At 74.1% G+C, this 18,054-nt stretch carries 16 protein-coding genes; 8 read left to right on the plus strand and 8 right to left on the minus strand.

What is annotated here, in order from left to right:
• Window positions 1-108: 108 nt before the first annotated feature.
• Window positions 109-1,128, minus strand: coding sequence for a hypothetical protein (locus ACFWUZ_RS31465; protein WP_384380495.1), 1,020 nt, complete (start codon window positions 1,126-1,128; stop codon window positions 109-111).
• 153 nt (window positions 1,129-1,281) lie between these two features.
• Window positions 1,282-2,388, minus strand: a complete 1,107-nt coding sequence (locus ACFWUZ_RS31470) for a hypothetical protein (RefSeq protein WP_384380498.1) — start codon at window positions 2,386-2,388, stop codon at window positions 1,282-1,284.
• A gap of 90 nt (window positions 2,389-2,478) precedes the next feature.
• On the opposite strand from ACFWUZ_RS31470, the gene ACFWUZ_RS31475 reads away from it, so the two are divergent.
• Window positions 2,479-3,636 (plus strand): cystathionine gamma-synthase, encoded by a 1,158-nt coding sequence (locus ACFWUZ_RS31475; protein WP_384380501.1) that lies wholly within the window; start codon window positions 2,479-2,481, stop codon window positions 3,634-3,636.
• A 57-nt stretch (window positions 3,637-3,693) separates the two neighbouring features.
• Here ACFWUZ_RS31475 and ACFWUZ_RS31480 read toward each other — a convergent pair whose 3' ends face one another.
• The 3 genes from ACFWUZ_RS31480 to ACFWUZ_RS31490 form a co-directional block, all read right to left on the minus strand.
• Entirely contained in the window at window positions 3,694-3,945 is a 252-nt protein-coding gene (locus ACFWUZ_RS31480; protein WP_384380504.1) for a hypothetical protein, read from the minus strand.
• Window positions 3,942-4,412, minus strand: coding sequence for a sigma factor-like helix-turn-helix DNA-binding protein (locus ACFWUZ_RS31485; protein WP_384380507.1), 471 nt, complete (start codon window positions 4,410-4,412; stop codon window positions 3,942-3,944). The genes ACFWUZ_RS31480 and ACFWUZ_RS31485 overlap by 4 nt, the downstream gene beginning before the upstream one ends.
• A gap of 78 nt (window positions 4,413-4,490) precedes the next feature.
• A complete protein-coding gene (locus ACFWUZ_RS31490; protein WP_384380510.1) occupies window positions 4,491-5,012 on the minus strand; it encodes a MarR family winged helix-turn-helix transcriptional regulator in 522 nt (173 codons plus the stop codon).
• Window positions 5,013-5,331: 319 nt separating this feature from the next.
• Here ACFWUZ_RS31490 and ilvA point away from each other — a divergent pair, with 319 nt between their 5' ends.
• From ilvA to ACFWUZ_RS31505, 3 genes are all read left to right on the plus strand, one after another.
• On the plus strand, window positions 5,332-6,564 hold the full coding sequence (gene ilvA / locus ACFWUZ_RS31495; RefSeq protein ID WP_384380513.1) for a threonine ammonia-lyase: 1,233 nt from the start codon (window positions 5,332-5,334) through the stop codon (window positions 6,562-6,564).
• A 193-nt stretch (window positions 6,565-6,757) separates the two neighbouring features.
• On the plus strand, window positions 6,758-7,789 hold the full coding sequence (locus ACFWUZ_RS31500) for an ATP-binding cassette domain-containing protein (RefSeq protein ID WP_384380517.1): 1,032 nt from the start codon (window positions 6,758-6,760) through the stop codon (window positions 7,787-7,789).
• The gene (locus tag ACFWUZ_RS31505; RefSeq protein WP_384380520.1) at window positions 7,786-8,655 is read left to right on the plus strand and encodes an ABC transporter permease; all 870 of its coding nucleotides are present in this window, start codon (window positions 7,786-7,788) and stop codon (window positions 8,653-8,655) included. The genes ACFWUZ_RS31500 and ACFWUZ_RS31505 overlap by 4 nt, the downstream gene beginning before the upstream one ends.
• Window positions 8,656-8,726: 71 nt before the next feature.
• Here the strand turns inward: ACFWUZ_RS31505 and greA are convergent, their stop codons facing one another.
• Entirely contained in the window at window positions 8,727-9,224 is a 498-nt protein-coding gene (gene greA / locus ACFWUZ_RS31510; protein ID WP_384380523.1) for a transcription elongation factor GreA, read from the minus strand.
• A gap of 226 nt (window positions 9,225-9,450) precedes the next feature.
• Complete coding sequence (locus ACFWUZ_RS31515; RefSeq protein WP_384380526.1) at window positions 9,451-9,855, minus strand: DUF4307 domain-containing protein; 405 nt, start codon at window positions 9,853-9,855, stop codon at window positions 9,451-9,453.
• A 122-nt stretch (window positions 9,856-9,977) separates the two neighbouring features.
• On the opposite strand from ACFWUZ_RS31515, the gene mca reads away from it, so the two are divergent.
• Window positions 9,978-10,859: a mycothiol conjugate amidase Mca gene (gene mca / locus ACFWUZ_RS31520; protein WP_384380530.1), complete on the plus strand. Its 882-nt coding sequence runs from the start codon at window positions 9,978-9,980 to the stop codon at window positions 10,857-10,859.
• 2 nt (window positions 10,860-10,861) lie between these two features.
• Window positions 10,862-11,095 carry a hypothetical protein gene (locus ACFWUZ_RS31525; RefSeq protein WP_384380533.1) on the plus strand — a complete coding sequence of 78 codons (234 nt, stop codon included), beginning with the start codon at window positions 10,862-10,864 and terminating at the stop codon, window positions 11,093-11,095.
• A 252-nt stretch (window positions 11,096-11,347) separates the two neighbouring features.
• On the opposite strand, the gene ACFWUZ_RS31530 is transcribed toward ACFWUZ_RS31525, so the two are convergent.
• A complete protein-coding gene (locus ACFWUZ_RS31530; RefSeq protein WP_384380535.1) occupies window positions 11,348-14,656 on the minus strand; it encodes a tetratricopeptide repeat protein in 3,309 nt (1,102 codons plus the stop codon).
• A 150-nt stretch (window positions 14,657-14,806) separates the two neighbouring features.
• On the opposite strand from ACFWUZ_RS31530, the gene ACFWUZ_RS31535 reads away from it, so the two are divergent.
• Window positions 14,807-15,622: a DUF4344 domain-containing metallopeptidase gene (locus ACFWUZ_RS31535; protein ID WP_384380538.1), complete on the plus strand. Its 816-nt coding sequence runs from the start codon at window positions 14,807-14,809 to the stop codon at window positions 15,620-15,622.
• A gap of 86 nt (window positions 15,623-15,708) precedes the next feature.
• Window positions 15,709-17,763, plus strand: coding sequence for a thioredoxin domain-containing protein (locus tag ACFWUZ_RS31540; protein ID WP_384380541.1), 2,055 nt, complete (start codon window positions 15,709-15,711; stop codon window positions 17,761-17,763).
• Window positions 17,764-18,054: the final 291 nt, after the last annotated feature.

The following is an 18,054-nucleotide window of genomic DNA, read 5'->3' on the forward strand; positions in this document are numbered from 1 at the left end:
GATGAAGCGGCCGGAGCCGCAGGAGAGCAGGAAGGCGAAGGCGAAGGCGAAGGCAGAAGGTCGAGGAGAGAGGTCAGTGGTGGCCGGTGCCGGGAGGCGGGCCGGGGCTCAGCGGCGGGCGCCGTGGGCCGCGAGGCCCCTGGCGAGGTCGAAGGCCGCCACGGGGCCCGCCGGATCGGTGTTCCACGGCGCGGCGCCGCAGTACGGGCCGATCCTGCGGAACTGCTCCAGGGCGGCGGCGGGCTGCCCGGAGCGCAGCAGGTGGTGCGCGAGCAGGTGGCGCAGGCGCGGCAGGCCCTCGTGGTCCTCCCGTACGGCGTCCAGCCGCTCGGCGACGGTCAGCAGCAGCTGCGGGTCGGCGGCGGGCCACTTCGTCCGCAGTTCGGCCAGGGCGTGGAGGTAGATGCCGGGCAGGGTGCTCCCGGCCGGGGCGCCGAGGGCGGCACGCCGGGCGAAGTCCAGCATCAGCTCGTCGGAGCCGCCCCACTTGGCGCACCAGTACTGGAGGGCCTGCCAGTGGGCCGCGGTGTGGTGCGGGGCCCGCTTGGTCAGGTTGCGCCACAGGTCGCCGAACTGGCCGCGCGAGTAGCCCATCGCCCGCGCCGCCGTGACCATGACGACCCAGGGGCCGGGGTCGGCGGGGGCCAGCTCGGAGGCCCGCTGGGCGGCGGCCATCACGGCCGGCAGCGTCGCCATGAACTGGCGCATGTCCCCGTCGGGCACGTCCTTCGCGTACGCGGAGCCGCGTACGGCCCAGGCACGGCGGAGCAGCTGCTGGGCGTCGACGGTCGCGGCGTCCCCGTCGGAGGGTTCGGCGGTGCGCCAGTCGGTGAGCCAGCGGTCGTCGGACTCGGCGAGCTGGAGCAGCAGTTCCAGCCGGGACCAGCGGTCGTCCCAGTCGCCGGGCCGCGCGGCCCGGACGTGGGCGGCGGCCGGGCGCCAGTCGCCCTCGAACGCCGCGTCGGCGACGCGGAGCTGCTCGGCGCGCACGCCGGGGTCGGTCTCGGGGCCGCCGCGCCGCGGGTCGAGCTGTTCGCGGGGGACGAGACCGAATTCGGCGGGTTCGAACCGGTTGCGCGCCCACCGATCGGCGAGGAGGCCGGGGCGCCGGTTCCGCAGGGAGATCACGGCCGGAATCATGCGGCCTGAAGGTCACTTACAGCAACTTTATTGGCCAGGGCTTTCCGCCGACGGGCGCGCGGGCTGCCCGAGCGGGGCCCTCCCCGCGCGCCCCGAACCGACGGCCCCGCCCCGGAGTTCGGGCGTCCCGGCGTCCCGGCGTCAGTGCGGCAGTGTCGCCGGCGAGCCGCCGTTCGCCTCGTACCCCGCCACCGCCAGCGCCCGGAACACCGCGTACTGCGCCGCCGGGTCCGACGAGGCCGACCACGGCAGCGCGCCGACGCAGCCGTCCACGTGCCGCACCTGCTCCATGGCTTCCGCCCAGCGCTCCATGTGGACCAGGAACATCAGCAGCATGTGCCGCACGTGAGCCAGCATCGGATCGTCCTGGCGGGCCGTGTGCACCGCGTACAGCGCGCCCTCCACCGCCCGGGTCACGACCGCGCTCCGGTAGAAACTTCCGCTCAGCACGAGGTCCGGGGTGTTCTCGTACACCGCGAACAGCGGCAGCGCCGCCAGCAGCGAGCCCTGCGGGGCGCGGGCCGCGGCCGCGTGCGAGAAGGCGTCGGCCTTGTCCCGCGAGCCGTGCCACTTCTCGCCCCAGTAGTGCAGCGCCGCCAGGTGCGCGCCCATGTGCGCGGGCGCGACGTCGATCACCTTCGCCCACAGGGCGTCGAACTCCGCCTCCGAGTAGCCCAGGCCCCGCGCGATCGCCAGCTCCGCGATGTACGGGACCGGATCGCCCGGCGCCAGCAGCGCGGCCTTGCGGCACGCGTCCCGCGCCTCCTCCAGGATGATCCGGTGGTCCTCGGAACCCACCCCGCCCGAGTGCCGCCAGGCCTGCTGCACCAGCAGCTCGGCGTGCACCTGCGCACCGCCCGCGTCCTTCTCGGCCTCCAGCCGCCAGGCCTTCAGCCACTGCGCACCCACCCCGGGCTGCTGCACGAGTTCCAGAGCCGCGGCCCCGCCGAAGGCCTGCACGCGCTGCCAGCGCTGCTCGCCCTCCTTCGGGGTCCCGGCGAGCAGCTGCGAGGCCGCCTGCCAGGTACCGCTGCGCTGGACGTTGCCCAGGGCGTCCATCAGGTCCTCGTCGGGCCCGGGCACCCGGATGTCGAGCTGCTCCTGCCGGACGAAACCGTAGTTCTCGGGGTCGGCGGCGTCAGGGCTGCCGGGCGCGACCTGACGGATACCGCCCCGGCTGCGCCGCACGTAGGGACCGACGACGGCCACGAGCAGGCCGATCGCGAGCAGGAACAACAGAATCTCCATGCCTCCAAGCGAACCAGACGAGGGCCGCCCCGGGCCAACAGGGGTGGCTGCCAGGTGGGGCACGGGCTCCGGGCGGCATAGGCTCTGTCCATGAGTGACCACAGCCACGAGCACCAGAGCTTCGAGACCCGCGCGATCCACGCGGGCAACACGGCGGACCCCCTGACCGGCGCGGTCGTGCCCCCGATCTACCAGGTCTCCACGTACAAGCAGGACGGCGTCGGAGGACTGCGCGGCGGCTACGAGTACAGCCGCAGCGGCAACCCGACCCGTACCGCGCTGGAGGAGAACCTCGCGGCGCTGGAGGGCGGCCGGCGCGGCCTCGCCTTCGCGTCGGGGCTGGCCGCCGAGGACTGCCTGCTGCGTACGCTGCTCTCCCCGGGCGACCACGTGGTCATCCCGAACGACGCCTACGGCGGCACCTTCCGCCTCTTCGCGAAGGTCGTCTCCCGCTGGGGCGTCGAATGGTCGGTGGCCGACACCTCCGACCCTGCGTCCGTACGCGCCGCCCTCACCCCCAAGACCAAGGTCATCTGGGTCGAGACCCCCTCCAACCCGCTGCTCGGCATCACGGACATCGCCGTCGTCGCCGACATCGCGCGCACCGCCGGCGCCAAGCTGGTCGTGGACAACACCTTCGCCTCCCCCTACCTCCAGCAGCCGCTCGCGCTCGGCGCGGACGTGGTCGTGCACTCCCTGACCAAGTACATGGGCGGCCACTCCGACGTCGTCGGCGGCGCCCTGGTCACCGCGGACGCCGCCCTGGGCGAGGAACTGGCCTACCACCAGAACGCGATGGGCGCCGTGGCCGGGCCCTTCGACTCCTGGATCGTGCTGCGCGGCATCAAGACGCTGGCCGTGCGCATGGACCGGCACGCGGAGAACGCGGCCAAGGTCGCCGACATGCTGACCCGCCACCCCAAGGTCACGCACGTCCTCTACCCGGGCCTGCCGGAGCACCCGGGCCACGAGATCGCCGCCAAGCAGATGCGCAACTTCGGCGGGATGATCTCCTTCCGCGTCGAAGGCGGCGAGGAGGCGGCGGTCGAGGTCTGCAACCGCGCCGAGCTCTTCACCCTGGGCGAGTCCCTGGGCGGCGTCGAGTCCCTCATCGAGCACCCGGGCCGGATGACCCACGCCTCGGTGGCCGGTTCGGCCCTGGAGGTCCCGGCGGACCTGGTCCGCCTCTCGGTGGGCATCGAGAACGCGGACGACCTCCTCGCGGACCTCACCCGGGCCCTGGGCTGACCCACGCCGGCGCCCCGGCCCCGTCCCGCCGGACGTCCCGGCGGGACGGGGCCGCCGCTACCAGCCCTCCAGGGGCGGGGAGATGCCGCTCGACGGCGTGACCCACGGCCGGGTCAGGGAGGCCCACACCGCGAAGGCCACCACCGCCGCGCAGAGCACCGCCCACCCCAGCCGCCGCAGCGCCCGGCGGCGGCGCAGCAGCCGGTCGCCCCGGGCGGCGGCCCCGGCCGCCAGACCGGCGGGAACCGCCGGCTGAGGACCCTCCAACAGCCGCCTGACCTGGGCCTCCTTGCGCTCTCCGGGGCTCATGCGGCGCCCGCCGCACCAGGCGCGCCCGAGCCGGAGCCCGCGCCCGAGCCGGAGCCGGACCGCAGGCTGTGCACGGCCCGGTTGCACAGCACCCGGACCCGCTCGGGCGCCAGCCCCAGCTGCGCCGCGGTGACCTCCTCCGCGACCCCTTCGTGGATCCGCAGGACGAGCACGAGCCGCTCCGCCGGGCTCAGCCGCGCCAGGACGCCGACGCCCCCGTGGTGGCGCCAGCCGGTGCGCGCGAAGGCGGCGCACAGCTCCTGGCGGGTGCAGTCGTACGGGTCGTCCCCGCGCAGGCGCCGCCAGTTCGCGTACGTACGGGCCAGGGCGCCGCCCAGCAGCCGCCGGGCGGCGGTGGCCTCGGTCTCCGCCTCGGCGGTCAGCAGCACCGCGACACGCAGGAGCCGCCCCGCCGCGCCCGCGACGAAGGCCTCGAACTCCCCGTAGGGCCCCGTTCGGTGGTCCACAGCCCACATAGTGCGGCCGGTGGGACCACCCGGGTCAAGAGGTCGGACGCACTCGCCTCAGGAACCGGCTCCGCGGGATCAGGACGCCGGGCCGGCCTCGGTGACCGCCGCCATCAGCTCCGACAGCGACAGGTTGAAGCGGGTCAGCAGCGCGGTGAAGGACTCGCGCTCCTGCGGGCTCCAGCCGTCCGTCACGCGGGCCATCAGCTCGCGCCGAGAGGAGCGGACCTCCTCCAGCCGCGCCAGCCCGCGCGGGGACAGCGCCAGGACCACCGCCCGGCCGTCCTCGGGGTGCGAGGTCCGCTTCACCAGACCGCTGTCGACGAGCGGCGCCACCTGCCGGGTCACGGTGGAGGAGTCGATGCCCATGCCGCCGGCGAGCGCCTTGACCCCCATCGGGCCTTCGAGGTCGAGCCGGTTCAGCAGGAGGTAGGCGGCGCGGTCCATCGAGTTGCGGGCCTGGCCGACGCCGCCCAGACGGGTCTGCTCGGCGCGGCGGGCGAAGACCGCCACCTGGTGCTGGAGCGCGTCGAGGAGACCGGCTTCGGCGGACGCTCCGGCCGCCGCGGGCAGGTCGGAATTGGCCGGGATGGGAGGCATGGCCGTGGGCTCTCTTCGCGTGGGGCCGACAAGGATGGGGGACAGAGTACGCGGCCGTGCGGCGGCTCGTACGCCCCGTACGAGAACTGGTACGGCCCGGGCGCCGGGCCACCCCGCGGCCGTCCCGGATGGCGGGATCCCGGCGGTCCCCCGGGCCCCGGCCCCCGTCCGGCGACCGGCTTCGCGGGCCGCCCCCTCCCCGGCCGGACGGCGCCCCCGCGGACCCGCCCGCACCCCGGCGCCGCGGACCGCTCCGGGCCGGTCGGGGGCCGGTCCGGAGTCCTGCGCCGCCTCCCGCGCGGGCTGCGAGACTGGCGGCATGAACTACCGCGTGCCCCAGCCCGTCCCGCAGGTCATCCTCGACGACGTCCGGGGGGCCCAGAAGATGCTGTCCGGCGTCTCCCGGGTCACGGCCATGGAAGGCAGCCGGCACCTCTCCTCCCTCGTCGGCTCGCCGGTCCACTTCAAGTGCGAGAACCTCCAGCGCACCGGCTCCTTCAAGCTGCGCGGCGCCTACGTGCGCATCTCCGGCCTGCGCCCCGAGCAGCGGGCCGCGGGCGTCGTGGCCGCCAGCGCGGGCAACCACGCGCAGGGCGTGGCCCTCGCGTCCTCGCTCCTCGGGGTCCGCTCCACGGTGTTCATGCCCGTCGGGGCGCCGCTGCCGAAGGTGGCCGCGACCCAGGAGTACGGGGCCGAGGTGCGGCTGCACGGGCAGGTCGTCGACGAGACCCTCGCCGCCGCCCAGGAGTACGCGGACCGCACCGGGGCCGTGTTCATCCACCCCTTCGACCACCGCGACATCATCGCGGGCCAGGGCACGGTCGGGCTGGAGATCCTGGAGCAGTGCCCCGAGGTGCGGACGATCCTCGTCGGCATCGGGGGCGGCGGACTCGCGGCCGGTGTCGCCGTCGCCGTGAAGGCGCTGCGGCCCGACGTGCGGGTCATCGGGGTGCAGGCGGCGGGCGCGGCCGCCTACCCGCCCTCGCTCAGGGCAGGCCACCCGGTGTCGATCGACGACCCGAACACGATGGCCGACGGCATCAAGGTCGGCCGCCCCGGCGACGTCCCGTTCAAAATCATCGGCGAGCTGATCGACGACGTGCGTACGGTCTCCGAGGACGCGCTCTCCAGCGCCCTGCTGCTGTGCCTGGAGCGGGCCAAGATGGTGGTCGAGCCGGCCGGGTGCAGCCCGGTCGCCGCGCTGCTGAGCGAGCCCGAACTGTACGGCGGGGGACCGGTGGTGGCCGTCCTGTCCGGCGGGAACGTCGACCCGCTGCTGCTCCAGCGGATCCTGCGCCACGGCATGGCGGCCGCGGGCCGGTACCTGTCGCTGCGGCTGCGGGTGGCGGACCGCCCGGGGGCCCTCGCCGGGCTCCTGGCCGTGCTGTCGGTGGTGGATGCGAACGTGCTGGACGTGAGTCACGTACGGACCGACCCGAGGCTCGGGCTCACCGAGGTGGAGGTGGAGCTGCACCTGGAGACGAAGGGACCGGAGCACTGCGCGGAGGTCGCGCGCTCGCTGCACGGTGCCGGGTACAAGGTCACGGGCTAGTCCCTCGGCCCCGGGCCGGGCCTCGCGCAGGCGTGCGGACGGCAATCCCGTAGCGGGACGCGATATGACGCGATACGGTGCGCCGGTGGCGGCGGGGGATCCCCCGTTCGGCCGGGCGGAGCCTGCCCGGCGACCATAAGCTTGCCTAGGAAAAGTGCCGGTTCACCGGCCCGATCCAACAGGGAGAACCCCTATGCCAGGCGCCATCCACGCCGAAGGCCTGGTCAAGACCTTCGGTGACGTACGGGCGCTGGACGGCGTGGACCTCGATGTCCCCGAAGGCACCGTCCTCGGTCTGCTCGGCCCCAACGGGGCGGGCAAGACCACGACCGTACGCGTCCTGACCACCCTCCTCCGGCCCGACAGCGGCAAGGCCGTCGTCGCCGGGATCGACGTCCTCAAGCACCCCAACGAAGTCCGCCGCGCCATCGGACTGTCCGGCCAGTTCGCCGCCGTGGACGAGTACCTGACCGGCCGTGAGAACCTCCAGATGGTGGGCCAGCTCTACCAGATGAAGGCCAGGGCCGCGAAGGCCCGGGCCGACGAACTGCTCGAACGCTTCAACCTCGCCGACGCCGCCGACCGCACCGCCAAGACCTACTCCGGCGGCATGCGCAGGCGCCTCGACCTCGCGGCCGCCCTCGTCGTCAGCCCGCCCGTGATGTTCATGGACGAGCCGACCACCGGCCTCGACCCGCGCAACCGCCAGCAGCTGTGGGGGATCATCCAGGAACTGGTCGCCGGCGGCACCACCCTGCTGCTCACCACCCAGTACCTGGAGGAGGCCGACCACCTCGCGCACGACATCTGCGTGGTCGACCACGGCAAGGTCATCGCCCGCGGCACCTCCGACCAGCTCAAGGCCCGCACGGGCGGCGAGCGCGTGGAGGTCGTCGTCCACGAGCGCGGCCACATCGCCACCGCACGCGAGGTGCTCGCGGGCTTCGGCAAGGGCGAGACCACGGTCGAGGAGCACACCCGCAAGCTCACCGTGCCCGTGGCGGGGGGCGCCAAGCTGCTCGCCGAGGTCATCCGCGAGCTGGACGGCCGCGGCATCGAGATCGACGACATCGGCCTGCGCCGCCCCACCCTCGACGACGTGTTCATCTCCCTGACCGGCCACGCGGCCCAGCTCGCCGTGGAGGAGAACGGCGAGGCGCCCGCGGACGGCGACGGCCGGACCAAGGCCAAGGGCCACACGGCGCACAAGGAGACGGCGAAGTGACCATCACCTCCCCCACCCCGGGCGCCTCCCCGGCCCCGGACCTCGCGGCGCCCCGCCCGCGCGGCGGCATCGTCCAGAGCGCGAACGACTCCCTGGTGATCGCCCGGCGCAACGTGATCCGCCTGACCAGAATTCCTGAGATGGTCATATTCGGGCTGGTACAGCCGATCATGTTCGTTGTGCTGTTCAGCTACGTCTTCGGCGGCTCGATGATGATCGGAGGGTCGACCAGCGCCGCCGACTACCGCAACTTCCTGATGGCCGGAATCTTCGCCCAGACCGTCACCTTCGCCACGGCCGGCGCGGGCGCGGGCATCGCCGACGACATGCACAAGGGCCTGATCGACCGCTTCCGCTCCCTGCCCATGGCCCGCGGAGCGGTCCTCACCGGCCGCACCCTGGCCGACCTGGTGCAGACCGCGCTCACCATGGTGGTGCTGGCGATCGTCGCGCTCCTCGTGGGCTGGCGCACCCACACCAGCATCGGTGAGGTACTGGCCGGCTTCGCCCTGCTGCTCCTGCTCGGGTACGCCTTCTCCTGGATCGGCGCCCTGATCGGTCTGTCGGTGCGGACCCCGGAGGCGGCCACCTCGGGCGGGCTGATCTGGCTCTTCCCGGTGACATTCGTCTCCAACGCCTTCGTGCCCACCGAAAACATGGCGAGTTGGCTCCAGCCGATCGCCGAGTGGAACCCGTTCAGCGCGACCGTGCAGGCGTGCCGGGAGCTGTTCGGCAACCCCGGGGTGTCGCCGTCGGACGCCTGGCCCATGGAGCACCCGGTGTGGGCGTCGCTGGCCTGGTCGATCCTGATCATCGCCGTGTTCCGCACGCTCGCCGTCCGCAAGTACCGCCGTGCCGACAACTGACGGCTTGCCCGTACGCACGCTGCCCGGCCGGATCGGATCCGGCCGGGCAGCGTGCGTGACGTGTGGGGTGATCAGCCGGAGAAGGGCTTGACGTCGAGGATCTTGACCGAGGCCTTCTTGCCGTTAGGCAGCTCGTACTCGGCGTCCTCGCCGATGGCCTTGCCCATCACTCCGGTCCCCAGCGGGGACTGCGGCGAGTACGTCTCGAAGTCCGAGGACGCGTACTCGCGGGAGGCCAGCAGGAACTCCATCGTGTCGTCCTCGTCGCCGTCGAAGGCGATCTTGACCAGCGTGCCGGGAGCGACCACGCCCTCGGCCGCGGGCGCGGTGCCGACCTTGGCGTTCTCCAGCAACTGCGTCAGCTGGCGGACGCGGAGCTCCTGCTTGCCCTGCTCCTCCTTGGCCGCGTGGTAACCGCCGTTCTCGCGCAGGTCGCCCTCCTCGCGGGCGGCTGCGATCTTCGTGGCGATCTCCGTGCGTGCGGGACCAGAGAGGTAGTCCAGCTCTGCCTTCAGCTGGTCGTACGCCGCCTGGGTCAGCCAGGTGACGCTTTCGCTCGTCTGGGTCACGGGTGCTCCTCGTCGGTACAGGGGGACTACATGGCCGCCAGCGGCGGACGAAACCACGAGCCTAACAATTCGGGAAGAAAAGGGGGAGGACCCGCGACGCGCATGGCCCCCGGGCCGCGTCCCGGACCGTGATCGTCCCCGCGGGCGCGGCGGACCGTTCCCGCACCTCCGGCAGGCTTTCGGCGGCACCTTCCCGTACCGGACGCGCTCCGGACGCTCCGGGGGATCAGGCCGCGGGCTGGCAGCCGATCAGTTCGATCATCGTGGCGCGGCTGGTGGTCTTCAGGGAGACGACCTCGTCCACCCGCGCCTGCGGCTGCGCGAAGGTGAAGTCCGCCCGGCCCACCTCGCCGTGCTCCTTGTCCTGGGAGCTCAGGGTGCACACCCCGGTCACCGAGGCCTCCTTGCGGACCTCCAGGTGCACCTGCACCTCGGTGTCGGAGACCACCTGGAACTTGATCACCTCGGCGCTGACGGACTTCCCGGCGATGTAGCCCCAGCCGATCCAGCCGACCACGCCCAGCAGCACCACGCCCAGCACCGACCCGACGACCTTGAGCCTGCGATCGGCACGCTCGTCCGCCGTCCGGCCGTAACGGCCTTCGGGAAGGCCTTCCCGTACCGCGCTCATCGATCGTTCCTTCCGAGAGGGCGGGGCCCGGATCCGTGCAGACCCACCCCTGGAATTTTCCGTCCCCCGATTCGGTCACTATAGAAGCCGACCGTCGCGCCCGAATTGCAGAGGATCCCGTCTTGACCGAGCAGCTTCGACTGATGGCCGTCCATGCCCACCCCGACGACGAGTCGAGCAAGGGCGCGGCCACCATGGCCAAGTACGTGTCCGAGGGGGTGCCCGTGCTGGTGGTGACCTGCACCGGCGGCGAGCGCGGCTCGGTGCTGAACCCCAAGCTCCAGGGCGACAAGTACATCGAGGAGAACATCCACGAGGTCCGCGCCAAGGAGATGGACGAGGCCCGCGAGATCCTCGGCATCGAGCAGGAGTGGCTCGGATACGTCGACTCCGGCCTCCCCGAGGGCGACCCGCTGCCCCCGCTGCCCCAGGGCTGCTTCGCCCTCGCGGACGTGGACGAGGCCGCCGGCGAGCTGGTGAAGAAGATCCGCGCCTTCAGGCCGCAGGTCATCACCACCTACGACGAGAACGGCGGCTACCCGCACCCCGACCACATCATGACCCACAAGATCTCGATGGTGGCCTTCGACGGTGCGGCCGACACCGAGAAGTTCCCGGAAGCCGAGTTCGGCCCCGCCTACCAGCCGCAGAAGCTCTACTACAACCAGGGCTTCAACAAGCCGCGCACCATCGCCCTGCACGAGGCGCTCCTCGCCCGCGGCATGGAGTCCCCCTACGGGGAGTGGCTGGAGCGGTGGAAGGAGTTCGAGCGCAAGGAGCGGACGCTGACCACCCACGTGCCCTGCGCCGACTTCTTCGAGATCCGTGACAAGGCGCTCATCGCGCACGCCACGCAGATCGACCCCGACGGCGGCTGGTTCCGCGTCCCGATGGACATCCAGAAGGAGGTCTGGCCGACCGAGGAGTACGAGCTGGCGAAGTCGCTCGTGGACACGTCCCTCCCCGAGTCCGACCTCTTCGCGGGCATCCGGGAGAATGCGTAGCTATGAGCGCTACGCAGGCAGCACTGAACGAGCTCCTTCCGCTGGCAGGGGACACCTTCGACAAGAACAAGGTGACCCCGGGGATCCTGGGCTTCCTCGTCTTCGCGGCCCTCGCCGCCGGCGTGTGGGGCCTCATGAAGTCCATGAACCGGCACATGGGCCGCGTGGACTTCCAGGAGGCCCCGGAGGCCGCGGCCCCGGCCGCTCCGGCCCCCGAAGGCCCCCGGGCCCCGTAGGCACCCGCAGCCCGCCCCGTAGGCCCCGGCCCGCCCCGCGGACCCCGGACCCCGCGCACGCCGCCGCCCGCCATCCGGCGCGGCGGCGGCCGCGCGTCCCCGGGCAGCGGACGGGCAGGGCAGCCCGAGCACCCGCCGGCCCGGCGCCGAGCGCGTACGCAGCGCGCCCGCGCCGCCCCCGGGCCCGTCGGGGAGCCCGCCCCCGGATCGCCGCAGCGCCGGGGGCCGGGCAGCCGTCAGGGGTGCTCGGGCTCATCCCGTCGCAGAGGTCCGCGGGACGCCCATGACCTCGCGGGAGTGCAGGCCCGGCACGAGGCCCAGTCGCCACGCCTGCCAGCCCTCCGACGGGTCCACGCCGCGGCCCAGGACCACCCCGTAGGACTCCAGGCAGTCCTCCAGCCGGCCCTCCCGCGCCGGATGCGGGGCCGACACCAGCCGCGCCAGCTCGGCCCGCGCCTCCTCCGGCGCACCCGGCACCGCGTACGGCAGCAGCGTGCACCGCAGGAACCGGGCCCAGTCCTCCCCGCGCCGGTCCCCGTACGCGATGAACAGCCGCACCGCCTCCTCGCACAGCCCCAGCGCCTGCGCGACCTTCGCGTTGCCCGCGTCCACCACCGCCAGCTCCAGGCAGGTCCACGCCTCGCCGTGCGCCAGCCCGATCCGCCGGAAGTCCGCCCGCGCGTCCACCAGCAGCTGCCGGGCGAAGCCGGAGTTGCGCAGGTTCCCCGTCTGCGCCGCCCGCTGGTCCCGCGTCACCCGGCCCGAATGGTGCCGCGCGTGCGCCAGGCCGTACACGTCCCGCATCCGCGAGAACATCGTCCGGGCCCGCTCCAGCTCCCGCACGGCCCGGTCCCGCTCGCCGTCCTCCTCCAGCGCCTGCCCGAGGTAGTACAGCGTCCACGCCTCGCCGCGCGCGTCCTCCGCCTCCCGGTGCCGGGCCAGCGCCTCGCGCAGCCGCTCCACCGCCGTCCCCGGATCCCCGTCCACCACCCGGGCCCGGCCCAGCTGGGTCAGCGCCCACGCCTGGCCACGGTCGTCGCGGGTGCGCCCGTACAGGTCCAGGGCCAGCCGCAGCTCCGCCTCCGCGGCCGCCACCTCGCCGAAGCGCAGGTGGACCTGGCCCAGCTGGAAGTGTGCCCACGCCTCTCCGTGGACGCTCTCGCTCTCCCGGTGCAGCACCAGGGAGCGGGCCAGCAGGGCCGCCGCCTCCGCGAGGTGCGCGAGGTCGCGCTCCACCGCGGCCAGCGCGTGCAGCCCCCATGCCCGGTCGCCCGCCAGGTCCGGCGCCTCCTGGAGCGCCAGCGCCTCCCGGATCCGGGCCGCCGCCTCCGGCAGGTTCCCCTGGTGGTGCAGGGTGATCCCGAGCGAGACGAGCGCCATCGCCGCGCCCGCCTCCTGGTGTGCCTCCTTGTACTGGTCGACCACCGAGGTCAGCGTGGTCCGCGCCTTGTCCAGCTCGCCCAGCTGGCGTGCCGCGATACCGGTGCGCCACCGCACCGACCGCACCAGCCGCCCCTGCTCGCCGCCGCCCGGCCCGTCGCCGCCGCCCGTCCCGGCCGCGGCCGCGACGGCCTGCGTCAGCTCGTCGATCTCACCGAGCCGGTACAGGTCCCCGCGCAGCAGGCAGAAGTCGCACAGCGCCCCCAGGAGGTCCAGTACCGCCTGCGGGTCCACCCCCTCCGAGTGCCGCAGGGCCGCGGTGATGAAGCTCGACTCGTCGTCGAGCCAGCGCAGTGCCGCGTCCAGCGAGGTGAAACCGTGGCCGCCGACCGAGCCCCTCAGGAACGTGTCCGCCCGCGTCGACGTCTTCCCGTCGACCATCCGGATCACCGAGTCCGCGAGCTGCGCGTAGTTGCGCACGAGCCGTCCGTGCGCCGCCGCGGCCTGCGCCCGGTCCTCCTCCTCCGCGAGCCGCGCCGCCGCGTACGAGCGCACCGCGTCGTGCATCCGGAACCGCTGCCCGCGCACCCGCTCGATCAGCCCGGCCTCCCACAGCTCCTCCAGGGTCCGCAGGGCCGCCTGCTCCGGTACGTCGGCCAGCGCGGCCGCCGCCGCGGCGCCGAGGGAGGCCCGCCCGGCCAGCGGGAGCCGCCGCAGCAGCTGGCGCGCGGGCTCGGCCAGGCGGGCGTCGGCCGCGCGCAGCGCACGCTCCACCGGATGCGCCCGCGCGTCCCCGGGCCCGGGGGCGGTGCCCGCACGGGCCAGCGGGGCCAGCATCCGCAGCGCGAGCGGCAGCCCGCCGCCGGCCTCCACCACCGCCGCGGTGTCGGAGCCGTGCGCGCCGGAGCCGGGCGCGCCCGGGGCGGGGGCGCACGCGCCCGCCGCGTCCCGGCCCGCCGCGTCCGGGCCCCGCAGCAGCTCCGCGGCGTCCGCCTCCGCCAGCCGGTCCACCGGCAGCTGGTGCACCCACGCCGCGAGATCCGCCGGAAGCTCCATCGGCTCCCGCGCCGTCACCAGCACCAGGCTCTCCGACCGCTCCGGCACCAGCTGCCGCACCTGGGCCACGTCCACCGCGTCGTCCAGCACCACCGTCACCGGCAGCCCCAGCAAATGCTGGTGGTACAACTCGCCCAGCCGCCGCACCTGCTGCTCCGCCGAAGCGCCCTCGCGGAACAGCAGCTGCTCGCGGGGCGCGCCCAGCCGGTTCAGCAGGTGCAGCAGCGCCTCCCGCGTCGACAGCGGGGCCTCGCCGCCGGGCGAACCGCCCCGGAGGTCCACCACGCACGCGCCCCGGAACTGGTCCCGCAGCCCGTGTGCGGCCCGCAGGGCCAAGGCCGTCCGGCCCACGCCCGGCTCGCCGTGCAGGACCACCACCACCGGCCGGGTCTCCGTACTGGCCCGGGCCGCCTGCACCCACTGCGCGATCCGCGTCAGCTCCGCCCGCCGGCCCACGAACACCCCGGCGGGATCGGGGAGCTGTCCGAAGGACTGCTCCAGCACGCTGCGCCGCCGGGCCTCCGCGCTGCGGTCCGTGCCGCGCAGCTGCACGGGCGCCGGCCGGGACGCGGGCCCGGGCGCCCGCGCGGCAGCCGCCACCGCACGCTGCTGCTCCAGGAAGGGCCGGACCCCGCGCACCTCCAGCGCCGACAGCCACTGCAGCTTCAGCTGCTCCAGGCCGCCGGGGCGGCCCAGCTCCCCGGCCCGCCGGTTCGCGGCCGGCAGGTGCAGGGCCGTCACCTTCGCCACCGTGGCCGCCGCCCCCGCGACGCCCGCCACGGCTCCCGCCGTCAGCGCCGTACCCGCCGCGACGCCCAGCGCCAGGTCCGCGCCGACGGCCGCCGCCGCCGCGACCGCCGTCACGAGCAGGGCCGTCGAGGTGCTGTTGCGGCGGAAGGCCTCGCCCAGCGACTCGTCCCCGGCCGCCGCCTCGTCCAGGGCCCGCACGTACGTCTCGTACTCCGGCGCCGCGCTCGCCGCCAGGGCGTCCAGAGCCTCCTTGCCGCGCGCCAGCAGGGCCACCCGGTCGGCCGGCGCCCCCGCCACGCCCGCCCCCCGCCGGACCTCTTCCGCCACGGCCCGCTCCAACAGCCGCTCGGCTTCACCGCGATGGCTGTCCCGCATCGGCATCCCCCTCAGAGAGCTCCGGCAACGTGCCCCAAGTGTCCTGCGGGACGGTCACGAGCGCGAGGGAATCTGAGCTACTTCAGAGGGAAGCGGTCAAGCTCCGTACAGTCGGGTCGAAAGCTCCAAGTGGCAAGGGAAGAGGCGTAGATGACGTTACGGGAGCTGCGGGGCGCCGACGGTGCGACGGGCGCGGCCGGCGGGCGGCGCAGGCCCGTCAGGGCCGCGCGCACCGCCTGGGCGGCGGCGGCCGTACTGCTGCTGCCCGTGACCGGATGCGCGGCACAGCCCCCCGGCGGCGGGTTCGTGCTCCGCTACGAGCAGCCGGCCCCGGCCGACCGCGACAGCTCCCGCTTCCTGAAGGACCGGGCGCCGGCCGAGTCCACGCTGGCCGACCTCGAGGCGTACGTGGCCCTGCCGTACCGGGTCACGGTCACCGCCCGTTCCTGCGCCGGCGAGGGCACCGGCTACGACCCGGCCCGGCACCGCATCGAGCTCTGCTACGACGACCTCGCCGAGGAGCGCGCGCTGTTCCGGCAGGCCGGTTCCCGCGACCCGGACGGGGACCTCGCCGAGGTCGTGCGGGAGACCCTCCTGCACGAGGCGGGCCACGCCCTGGTGGACGCACTGGACCTCCCCCTCGACGGGGACCGCGCCGAGGAGGACGCCGCCGACCGCTTCGCCCAGCTGATGCTGGTGCGCGGCGGCCCGGAGGGCGAGCACGCCCTGCTGACGGCCGCCCGCGGCTACGAGCTCGACGCCGCGGCCGACCCCGCCCGCGGCCCCGACCCCTCGGACGAACACGCCCCGCCCGCCGTCCGCGCGGAGTCCCACCGCTGCGCGGTCCACGGCGCCGCCCCTGCCCGCCACCCGGACCTCGCCACGCCCGCCCGCGCCCACTGCGCCACCACCTGGGCCCGCACCCAGGCCACCTGGACCCGCGACCTGTCCCCGCTCCTGCGGTAATGGGCTGATCCGACCGGGGCGTCCGAACCGGCGGACCGACGGCCCCGTGACGGGGTGTGTGCCGGGCGGTGGGGCAGGATGGCTCCATGCCGAACCGCCTCGCGAACGAGACCTCCCCCTACCTGCTCCAGCACGCCGACAACCCCGTCGACTGGTGGCCCTGGTCCCCGGAGGCCTTCGCGGAGGCGCGGGAGCGCGGAGTGCCGGTCCTGCTCAGCGTCGGGTATTCGAGCTGCCACTGGTGTCACGTGATGGCGCACGAGTCCTTCGAGGACGAACTGGTCGCCGCCTACATGAACGAACACTTCGTCAACGTCAAGGTGGACCGCGAGGAGCGCCCCGACGTCGACGCCGTCTACATGGAGGCCGTGCAGGCCGCCACCGGGCAAGGCGGCTGGCCCATGTCCGTGTTCCTCACCGCCGACGCCGAACCGTTCTACTTCGGGACCTACTTCCCGCCCGACCCCCGGCACGGGATGCCCTCGTTCATGCAGGTCCTCGAAGGCGTGCGGACCGCGTGGGCCGGGCGGCGCGAGGAGGTCGCCGAGGTGGCGCAGCGGATCGTGCGCGACCTGGCCGGGAGGCAGCTCGACTACGGGAAGGCCGGCACGCCCGGCCCCGAGGAGCTGGCGCAGGCGCTGCTGGCGCTGACGCGGGAGTACGACGCCACGCGCGGCGGGTTCGGCGGGGCGCCGAAGTTCCCGCCGTCCATGGTGCTGGAGTTCCTGCTGCGCCACCACGCGCGCACCGGGTCCGAGGGGGCGCTCCAGATGGCCGCCGACACCGGTGAGGCGATGGCCCGCGGCGGGATCTACGACCAGCTCGGCGGCGGGTTCGCCCGGTACTCCGTGGACCGCGAGTGGGTGGTGCCCCACTTCGAGAAGATGCTCTACGACAACGCCCTGCTGTGCCGGGTGTACGCGCACCTGTGGCGGGCCACCGGGTCGGACCTCGCGCGGCGGGTCGCCCTGGAGACGGCCGACTTCATGGTGCGCGAACTGCGGACGGAGCAGGGCGGCTTCGCCTCCGCCCTGGACGCCGACAGCGAGGACCCGGTGACCGGGGCGCACGTGGAGGGGGCGTACTACTCCTGGACCCCCGCCCAGCTGCGGGAGGTGCTCGGGGAGGCCGACGGGGAGTTGGCCGCGGCGCACTTCGGGGTGACCGAGGAGGGCACCTTCGAACACGGCACGTCGGTGCTGCAGCTGCCCCAGGACGGGCCCGTGACGGATGCGGCCCGGCTGGCCGGCATCAAGGAGCGGCTGCTCGCCGCCCGGTCGGCGCGGCCGGCGCCCGGGCGGGACGACAAGGTCGTCGCCGCCTGGAACGGGCTGGCGATCGCCGCGCTCGCGGAGTGCGGGGCCTACTTCGAGCGGCCCGACCTCGTCGAGCGGGCGACCGAGGCCGCCGACCTGCTGGTCAGGGTGCACATGGACGGGCGGGCCCGGCTGGCCCGGACCAGCAAGGACGGGCAGACCGGTGCGAACGCCGGGGTGCTGGAGGACTACGGCGACGTGGCGGAGGGCTTCCTGGCCCTGGCGTCCGTCACCGGTGAGGGGGTCTGGCTGGAGTTCGCCGGGTTCCTCGTCGACCTGGTCCTGGACCGGTTCACCGCCGAGGACGGTTCGCTCTACGACACCGCTCACGACGCCGAGAAGCTGATCAGGCGGCCGCAGGACCCCACCGACACCGCGGCGCCCTCGGGCTGGACCGCCGCGGCCGGCGCCCTGCTCTCGTACGCCGCGCACACCGGCTCGGAGGCCCACCGTACGGCGGCTGAGAGGGCGCTCGGGGTGGTGCACGCGCTGGGTCCGCGCGCCCCGCGCTTCATCGGGCACGGTCTGGCGGTCGCCGAGGCGCTCCTCGACGGGCCGCGGGAGGTCGCGGTCGTCGGGGACCCGGCGGACGAGGCGCGTGCGGAGCTGCACCGGACCGCGTTGCTGGGGACGGCTCCTGGGGCTGTGGTGGCGGTCGGACTGCCGCGTGCGGCGGACGGCAGCGGGGGTGAGTTCCCCCTTCTGGCCGAGCGCACACTGGTGCACGACCTTCCGACGGCGTATGTGTGTCGACATTTCGTCTGCGCGCGGCCTACGACAGACCCGGTCGAGCTGGCGGAGCAGTTGGGTACGGTTCGTCCCTGAAGTGACCGGAGTACCGTCAATTCCGGTTGCTCTGCTATGCGTTCAGAAACGTGCTTTTCAGCTGGACTGCGTCTGAGTGTCATGTTCAGTGCCTAGTCTCGTGTCTTCGGGAGTCACCGAGACGGCGCGCTGGGGGGTGCGCACGAGGGGGAAGCGGGGGCGGGGGGGCGGGGGGGCCCCCCCCCCCCCCCGGGGGGGGGGGGGGGCCCCCCGGGGGGGGGGGAGGATGTGGTGGGGGCAATTTTAAAAAACCGAGAGCTAAAAAAAAAAAAAAAACCACCACAACCCCAG

Origin of the sequence: Streptomyces sp. NPDC058646 (assembly GCF_042716875.1) — a bacterium.
In the GTDB taxonomy this organism is placed as follows: domain Bacteria; phylum Actinomycetota; class Actinomycetes; order Streptomycetales; family Streptomycetaceae; genus Streptomyces.

What these genes read in the sequence shown, in the direction of transcription:
- ACFWUZ_RS31470 (WP_384380498.1), bottom strand. Translation starts at nt 2,388, where the DNA reads ATGGAGATTCTGTTGTTCCTGCTCGCGATCGGCCTGCTCGTGGCCGTC.
- ACFWUZ_RS31475 (WP_384380501.1), top strand. Translation starts at nt 2,479, where the DNA reads ATGAGTGACCACAGCCACGAGCACCAGAGCTTCGAGACCCGCGCGATC.
- ACFWUZ_RS31480 (WP_384380504.1), bottom strand. Translation starts at nt 3,945, where the DNA reads ATGAGCCCCGGAGAGCGCAAGGAGGCCCAGGTCAGGCGGCTGTTGGAG.
- ACFWUZ_RS31490 (WP_384380510.1), bottom strand. Translation starts at nt 5,012, where the DNA reads ATGCCTCCCATCCCGGCCAATTCCGACCTGCCCGCGGCGGCCGGAGCG.
- ilvA (WP_384380513.1), top strand. Translation starts at nt 5,332, where the DNA reads ATGAACTACCGCGTGCCCCAGCCCGTCCCGCAGGTCATCCTCGACGAC.
- ACFWUZ_RS31500 (WP_384380517.1), top strand. Translation starts at nt 6,758, where the DNA reads ATGCCAGGCGCCATCCACGCCGAAGGCCTGGTCAAGACCTTCGGTGAC.
- ACFWUZ_RS31515 (WP_384380526.1), bottom strand. Translation starts at nt 9,855, where the DNA reads ATGAGCGCGGTACGGGAAGGCCTTCCCGAAGGCCGTTACGGCCGGACG.
- ACFWUZ_RS31525 (WP_384380533.1), top strand. Translation starts at nt 10,862, where the DNA reads ATGAGCGCTACGCAGGCAGCACTGAACGAGCTCCTTCCGCTGGCAGGG.
- ACFWUZ_RS31530 (WP_384380535.1), bottom strand. Translation starts at nt 14,656, where the DNA reads ATGCGGGACAGCCATCGCGGTGAAGCCGAGCGGCTGTTGGAGCGGGCC.
- ACFWUZ_RS31535 (WP_384380538.1), top strand. Translation starts at nt 14,807, where the DNA reads ATGACGTTACGGGAGCTGCGGGGCGCCGACGGTGCGACGGGCGCGGCC.
- ACFWUZ_RS31540 (WP_384380541.1), top strand. Translation starts at nt 15,709, where the DNA reads ATGCCGAACCGCCTCGCGAACGAGACCTCCCCCTACCTGCTCCAGCAC.